General features: G+C 63.4%; 7 protein-coding genes. All 7 read left to right on the forward strand.

Annotated elements, in window-relative coordinates; translation table 11 throughout:
* On the forward strand, window positions 1–304 hold a 304-nt coding region (locus B3H86_RS12040), incomplete at its 5' end, for a hypothetical protein (RefSeq protein WP_292054249.1).
* A 78-nt stretch (window positions 305–382) separates the two neighbouring features.
* Window positions 383–1,750: a Tol-Pal system beta propeller repeat protein TolB gene (tolB, locus tag B3H86_RS12045; RefSeq protein WP_292054251.1), complete on the forward strand. Its 1,368-nt coding sequence runs from the start codon at window positions 383–385 to the stop codon at window positions 1,748–1,750.
* A gap of 145 nt (window positions 1,751–1,895) precedes the next feature.
* The gene (pal, locus tag B3H86_RS12050; RefSeq protein ID WP_292054253.1) at window positions 1,896–2,450 is read left to right on the forward strand and encodes a peptidoglycan-associated lipoprotein Pal; all 555 of its coding nucleotides are present in this window, start codon (window positions 1,896–1,898) and stop codon (window positions 2,448–2,450) included.
* Between the two features lie 168 nt (window positions 2,451–2,618).
* Entirely contained in the window at window positions 2,619–3,707 is a 1,089-nt protein-coding gene (locus B3H86_RS12055; protein WP_292054255.1) for a DUF3667 domain-containing protein, read from the forward strand.
* 78 nt (window positions 3,708–3,785) lie between these two features.
* Window positions 3,786–4,619, forward strand: coding sequence for a tetratricopeptide repeat protein (locus B3H86_RS12060; RefSeq protein WP_292054258.1), 834 nt, complete (start codon window positions 3,786–3,788; stop codon window positions 4,617–4,619).
* The gene (gene tilS, locus B3H86_RS12065) at window positions 4,610–5,926 is read left to right on the forward strand and encodes a tRNA lysidine(34) synthetase TilS (RefSeq protein ID WP_292054260.1); all 1,317 of its coding nucleotides are present in this window, start codon (window positions 4,610–4,612) and stop codon (window positions 5,924–5,926) included. Before B3H86_RS12060 ends, tilS begins: the two co-directional genes overlap by 10 nt.
* A 53-nt stretch (window positions 5,927–5,979) precedes the next feature.
* Window positions 5,980–7,840: ATP-dependent zinc metalloprotease FtsH (gene ftsH / locus B3H86_RS12070; RefSeq protein ID WP_292054262.1), on the forward strand; the 1,861-nt coding region annotated here is incomplete at its 3' end.

Genomic DNA, 7,840 nt, shown 5'->3' on the forward strand with positions numbered 1-7,840 from the left:
GCAGGCCACCGGCCCGCAGATCACGGCCATTTTCAACCAGGTCTATCCGCACTGGAACCTGCCGTGCGACATCCCCGGTGCGACCGAAGTACGCGTTCAGGTGGATGTGACACTGTCGGCTGATGGACGCATCACGCGCGGACCGACTCTGATCAATCCGCAGAGTTCAACCGTATATCGGGCCACGGCGGACGGTGCTCTTCGGGCATTGCGTCAGGCCGCGCCCTTTGACGTGCCTACCAATTTCGAAGGGGGACAGTTCCGTCCGACCTTCAACCCGGAAAGGGCTTGCGCCAACCGTTGAGGCAGCCATCAGGCTTGACCGCGCGTTAAAGGCGAAGGCCCATTCTCTGACTGACGAATCGATAAAGGGAGTTCCATCATGCGACTGAAGCTCGTTCTAGCCACGACGGCCGCACTGGTGATGGCCATGCCCGCCTCTGCACAGGTGCAGCAGGCTCCGACAAATGGTCCCATCGAGGTCGAGATCGATCAGGGTGTGTTGCGCCCGCTGCAGATCGCCGTGGTGCCGTTCACCGGTGCCAATGGCGGCCAGATCTCGCAGGTCATCAGCGGCAATCTGAAACGCTCGGGCTTCTTCGATCCGCTCAATCCGGCCAGCTTTATCGAGACGGGCCTGACGCTGGCCAATGCGCCGAACTTTCCGCAGTGGACCAGCATTGGTGCACAGGCGGTTCTGTACGGCGGCGTGACCCAGCGTGCCGATGGCCGCGTGGATGTGGGCTTCCGCCTGTATGACCCGTACCGCCAGTGCCAGCTGGTCAGCTATCAGTTCACTGCCACCGCCGAGCAGTGGCGCCGTATCGCGCACAAGATTTCAGATGTGGTCTATCAGCGCCTGACGGGCGAGCCGGGCTTCTTCGACAGCCGCGTGCTGTTCGTCGCCGAAAGCGGCAGCCAGACCAACCGCCGCAGCCGCCTGACCATCGTGGATCAGGATGGCTACAACCCCGTCTTCCTGACGCAGGGCGACGAGGTGATCATGTCGCCGCGCTTCTCCATGCACAATCCGGACGAAGTCACCTATGTGGCTCTGGGCAAGGATTACAGCCGTATCTACCTGTACAACCTCGCCACGGGCCGCCGCGAAAGCCTCGGCGAGTTCGAGGGGCAGGTTCTGGCCCCGCGATTCTCGAATGACGGGTCGAAGATGGCCTTCTCCATCATTCGCAATGGCAACACCGACATCTATGTGATGAACCTGCGCACGCGCCAGCTGTCGCGTCTGACCAGCGATCCGGGCATCGACACCTCTCCGTCGTTCAGCCCTGACGGTTCGCAGATCGTCTTTACGTCCGACCGTTCGGGTTCGGCACGCCTTTACACCATGCGCGCGGACGGTTCGGGCCAGCGCCCGATCAGCCGCGGCGGCGGCATCTATACCGCGCCGGCTTGGTCGCCGCGCGGCGATCTGATCGCCTTTACGAAACAGGCGGGCGGTCGTTTCCACACCGGCGTGATGCGTCCTGACGGTACGGGCGAGCGCAGCCTGTCCTCATCCTATTTCGAGGAAGGTCCGTCCTGGGCGCCGAACGGCCGTTATGTGATGTTCGCCCGCCAGTCTCCGGGCGGTGACACCCGTCTGTGGACGGTTGACCTGTCGGGCCGCGTCGTGGCCCAGGCCGGTTATCAGGAGCGTGGCTCCAGTCCGGCATGGTCCGGTCTGCTGGACGCTCCCCCCGCAAATCTGGGCCTCAATCAGGGTCCTGATTCCTGTGCCGCTTCCTGAGGGGCGCGGTTTGGATCAATGGCTTCACTCCTGCGTTATCGGTCATAGCCTTGCTGGAACACGAGCAGGAGCCAGTGTAGCTACAGCCATCTTTATTGCTAAGCTTGGATCGCGCTTTGCGATCCCCTCTCTCTAGGAGTCGAGCATGAACAAAGCCTCGTTGATCAAGCTGGCCACTGTCGGCGTACTCGCCGTTTCGGTTGTTGCCTGTACCCCTAAGCCCAAGGTTGATACCGCGACCCCGACCGGTCCGGTCGAACAGCCGGCGGGCCCGACCTATCCGACCGCACCGACCGGTCCGGTTGACGGCGGCAACGTCGGCGCAGCCATTCCGGGCTCCGAACAGGACTTCGTCATCAATGTCGGTGACCGCATCTATTTCGACCTCGACTCGTACGAGGTGAACGGTGAAGCCGGCATGCGTCTGTCGGCCCAGGCGGCCTGGCTGCAACGCTATCCGCAGGTCACCGTGCGTATCGAAGGCAATGCCGACGAACGCGGCACCAGCGAATACAACCTGGCGCTGGGTGCCCGTCGTGCCGAAGCCGTCCGCAACTATCTGATCAGCCGCGGTATTCCGGCCAACCGCATCGACACCATCTCGTTCGGCAAGGAGCGCCCGATCGCAGAAGGCTCGAACGAGAGCGCATGGGCCCAAAACCGTAACGCCCGCACCGCCATTGCATCGGGTGTGCGCTAAAGTCTGATCCCGAATGGGGAAACAATAGGAAGGGGCACCGGCCACAGGTCGGTGCCTCTTTCAATTTTACGGGTGAAACGGCACTGTCAGCGGGCGTTTCATTAGGGGGGGATACCTGTGGAAGTCGATGCCGTTGGAACAGCTGTAGGCGCTATCGCCGGCGGCGTTGTGGCTCAGTCCGTAAAGCCTGGAACGGGGGAGGCGGGCGAGGGCGGTCATGTCTGTGCCGATTGCGGCTCGGCGGTGACGGGCAAATACTGCGCCGAATGCGGCCAGCCCGCCCATGTGCACCGCACCCTGATGCATCTGGGGCATGAGCTTCTGCATGGGGTCATGCATTTCGATGGCCGCATCTGGCGCACCCTGCCGTTGCTGGTCGGCAATCCGGGACGCTTGACGCGCGAGTGGAGCCAGGGGCGGCGCACCCGTTATGTCTCGCCGCTGGCCATCTTCCTCTTCACCCTGTTCATCATCTTTTTCGGCCTCAGCATGATGCCGCAACCCAAGGTGAACATCGGCAACAGTCTCGAAAACGCCGCCATGACCGAGGCGCAGGCGGATGCGATACGGGCGGAACTGGTCGAACTGGACAAGGAAATCGCCACCGTAGAAACGGCCTTCGAGAGCAGTCGGGGGTCGGAGCGTATCGCGCTGGGAACCCAGAAGGGCGCGATGGCGGGCTCGCGTGCAACCCTGCAGGCCCGCATCGATGCCTTCGATGCGGCCAAGGCGGGCGGCAAGGCCCCCGATGCCCCGCGCACCGACGGTCTGACGCCGGGCTCATGGCAGGCGCAGGTCGCGGACCTGAACTGGGACAGCAACAACAAGGGGGCGATGGCCAAGATCGGCAAGAAGCTGAAGAACCCGGACCTGATGGTCTACAAGCTGCAGCAGACGGCCTACAAATTCGCCTTTCTCCTGGTGCCGCTGTCGATCCCCTTCATGTGGCTTCTGTTTCTGTGGCGACGGGGGTTCACCCTGTACGATCACGGGGTCTTTGTTCTCTATTCCCTGACCTTTATGGCCATGCTGACCCTTGTCGCGGTCGGGGTGGCGGGGGCTTTGCCGTCCCTGTCGTCTGCCGTGATCTGGCTGGTGGTCTTCATTATTCCGGTCCACATGTTTGCCCAATTGAAGGGGGCCTATAGCCTGTCCTTCGTCTCGGCCCTGTGGCGGACCTTCTTCCTGCTGGTGTTCTGCACCATTGTTTTGGCCCTCTTCCTGACGGCCATCGTCTATCTGGGGCTGGGACACTAGAGGACGTCGAAACGCTTGCAGTCGCGGGCAATCGGTGGAACGGATAAGACCATGATGAAACAGCCTTTTCGCTTGAAGATGTCGGTCGCGGCCACGGCCATTGGCCTGTGCGTGATCGGCGGTACCTCCGCCATTGCCCAGAACCGCGGCGCCCCTGTGGCCCAGCCCGTGATTCCGGCTGTTGAATGGGACAAGCGCCGACTGGACCAGCTGGACCGCAATGTCCGCCGTCTGGAGCGCGCCCTGACCCAGCGCAATGCTGCGGGTCAGCCGGTGATCGTCGAGCCCGATCCCGAAGTGATCGCGCTTCAGGGGCAGGTCTCGTTGATGGAGCGCCGTCTGGCCGATCTGGAGGCGACCTTCCGTCGGGTGAATGCCGAGAACGAGCGCATGACCTTCGATCTGGACGAGGCGACGCGTAACAACGCCGATCTGGTCCGCCGTGTTGATGCGCTGGAAGACCGTATCAAGACGCTTCAGGAAGAAGCCGAACTGAACGCGCCCATCACCGCCAACTCCCCGACCGGCGATGCGGCTGGCGACCTTCAGGCCGCCATGCGCCTGAGCGGTCAGGACACCCGTCGCGGCATGCGCGCGCTGGAAACCGTGACCGTGACATGGCCCGACACGCCACAGGCCAAGGAAGCCTACAGCCGCCTTGGCGACATCCATGTCGCGGGTCGTGACAATGCCTCTGCGGTATCGGCCTATGCTCAGGCTCTTACCGGCTGGCCGCGCACCCCTTGGGCTGCCGAGACCGTGCTCAAGCTGGCCGAGGCCCTGCGTGCCACCGACCGCCAGACCCAGGCCTGCGGTGCCCTGAACGAGTTCACGCGCCGCTATGCCGAGGCCGCAACGGCCCAGCAAAAGACCCGCGCGACCCAGCTTCGCACCCGCGCGGAGTGCAGCTGATCCCTGACGACCAGACCTGCGGGTTGAGAGGGCGCGTCCTCGCGCAGCTCTCGGCCCGTCTGGACGGACCGCATGACCGCCCGGTGGCGGTAGGTCTTTCGGGCGGAGGCGACAGTCTCGCCCTTCTGGCGCTGGCCTGTGAATGGGGCCGACAGGCCGGTCGCAGGATATTGGCCCTGACGGTCGATCACCGGCTTAATCCCGACAGCGAAATCTGGACGCAGCGTGCCGGGCAGATGGCCCGAGGCTGCGGTGCGGACTGGCGCGGTCTGGTCTGGGAAGATGCCCGTGCAGGCACCGCCATTCAGGAACGTGCCCGTCTGGCCCGTCATGCCCTGTTGGCGGAGGCCGCCCGCGAGGCGGGGGCCTCGGTGATCCTGCTGGGCCATACCGCCAACGATGCGCTGGAAAATGAATGGATGCGGGCACAGGGCACAGCGATGGGCGAGCTCCGCCCCTTTTCGCCTTCGCCTGTGTGGCCGCAGGGCAGGGGAATCGCGATCCTGCGCCCTTTGTTGTCGGAGCAGCGCGAGGATCTGCGGCACTGGCTCGGCCATCAGGGGCTGTCGTGGATCGATGATCCCGCCAATGCCGATGACCGCTATACCCGTGTCCGCGCCCGTCAGGTCGTTGCGGGCCGTGAACGCGAACCGGCCATGTCCGCCCCGATTGTATTGCCCGATGCCGGACCGGATGCGGATCTGGGCATCTTCCATTTTCCGCGCGCCGCGATTGCCCGGTCACGCGCGCTGTCTGTGGCCTTGTTGTGCGCCTCTGGACAGAGCGTGCCGCCGCGGGGCGAACGTCTTGAGGCGCTGGTCCGCCGGATCGCTGCGGGTACAACCGATGTGGCTGTGCTGGCAGGCGCGCGGGTCGAGATGGATGGCCCTGACGTCCGTATTTTCCGTGAAGCCGGTGAACAGCGCCGCGGCGGTCTGAATGTCCTGTCTCTCAGGGTGAATGAACCTGTGGTGTGGGATGGGCGTTTCGAGATAACCGCCCGTGAAAACGGTTGGCAGGTTATGTCTGCGGACGGATTTATCGCCCGCCTGTCGGACAGGGACCGCAAGGCCCTGAAAACCCTGCCTGCCCATGCGCGGGCCAGTATGCCTGTTTTGTACAAACCGCTGACAGATCAGTATGTTTTGGGCGATGACGGTGTGGATGTATGCGGCCTTTGCGGACGTCGCTATCGCGCCACCGCGCTGGCACTGGCCGATAGTTTACTGGACGAAACGACGCAGGAGAGCGCGCTGTTTGACCTGTGGCATGGCGAAACCGGTTCGACTGCCCTATTTTCATTTTGAATGACTGCTGTCCGGCGCAGCCCTGTTGGCTGTGTCGGGAAACCGAGGACCGCATGAACCTGCGAAATATTGCCATCGGCGCCGGGATCCTACTGATCATGGCGGTGGTGTACTCCACCATGACCACGGGCGGTGGATTGGCCAACAAGGCCGTCACGCCGGCTGCGGCCGGACGTCCGGCCGAGATCAACTATTCCCAACTGATCACCGCCATCGACGGGCAAGAGATCAAGTCTGTCACCGTGCGTGGCGACACCGTGAACGGTGTCTATAAAAACGACAGCAAGTTCACGACCGTTATTCCGGTCCCGAACGACACGATCGTCGAAAAGATGAACGCGGCGGGCATCGCCGTTGACGTCAAGACGACCCGCCAGCCGTGGTGGTCGGGTCTGTTGGGTCTGCTGCTGCCGGTGGTGCTGCTGATCGGCTTCTGGCTGTTCATCATGAACCGCATGCAGGGCGGCTCCAAGGGCGCGATGGGCTTTGGCAAGTCCAAGGCCAAGCTGCTGACCGAGCACAAGGGCCGCAAGACCTTTGCCGACGTCGCAGGTGTCGATGAAGCCAAGGAAGAACTGCAGGAGGTCGTGGACTTCCTGAAGGACCCGTCCAAGTTCCAGCGTCTGGGCGGCAAGATTCCCAAGGGTGCCCTGCTGGTTGGCCCTCCGGGTACGGGTAAGACCCTGCTGGCCCGCGCTGTGGCCGGTGAGGCGGGCGTGCCCTTCTTCTCGATCTCGGGTTCGGACTTCGTGGAAATGTTCGTCGGTGTGGGTGCCTCGCGCGTCCGCGACATGTTCGAACAGGCCAAGAAGAACGCGCCGTGCATCATCTTCATCGATGAAATCGACGCCGTGGGCCGTCACCGTGGTGCGGGCCTTGGCGGCGGTAACGACGAGCGCGAACAGACCCTCAACCAGCTGCTGGTCGAGATGGACGGTTTCGAGGCATCGGAAAACATCATCCTGATCGCCGCGACCAACCGTCCTGACGTTCTGGACCCGGCCCTGTTGCGCCCCGGCCGTTTCGACCGTCAGGTCACCGTGCCGAACCCCGACGTCTCGGGCCGCGAACACATCCTGCGCGTCCACATGAAGGATGTGCCGCTGGCCGCCGACGTGAACGTCAAGGTGATCGCACGCGGTACGCCGGGCTTCTCGGGTGCCGACCTGGCCAACCTCGTGAACGAGGCCGCCCTGATGGCCGCGCGCAAGGACCGCAAGATGGTCACCCACCGCGATTTCGAAGACGCCAAGGACAAGGTCCTGATGGGCTCGGAACGCAAGTCGATGGCCATGAACGAGGAAGAAAAGCGCCTGACCGCCTATCACGAGGCCGGTCACGCCATCGTCGCCCTGAACGTCCAGATGGCCGACCCGGTCCACAAGGCGACCATCGTGCCGCGCGGTCGCGCCCTGGGCATGGTGATGCAGCTGCCCGAAGGCGACCGCTATTCTATGAAGTACCAGCAGATGGTGGACCGTATCGCCATCATGGCCGGTGGCCGCGTCGCCGAAGAGCTGATCTTCGGCAAGGAGAACATCACCTCTGGCGCTTCGTCGGATATCGAACAGGCCACCAAACTGGCCCGTGCGATGGTCACCCGTTGGGGCTTCTCGGACAAACTGGGCACGGTGGCCTATGGCGAAAACCAGGAAGAGGTCTTCCTCGGCCACTCGGTCTCGCGCACCCAGAACATCTCCGAGCAGACCGCCCAGATCATCGACGACGAGGTGCGCCGCATCGTCAACAGCGGCTGGGATGAGGCCCGCAGGATCCTGACCGAAAAGGCCAAGGATCACGAGGCCCTGGCACAGGCCCTGCTGGAATATGAGACCCTGTCGGGTGAAGAGATCAATGCCCTGCTCAGGGACGGCACTCCGCCCAACCGCGAGGATGTGGGCGAGCCGATGACCG

Source organism: Brevundimonas sp. UBA5866 (assembly GCF_002432125.1).
GTDB lineage: Bacteria > Pseudomonadota > Alphaproteobacteria > Caulobacterales > Caulobacteraceae > Brevundimonas.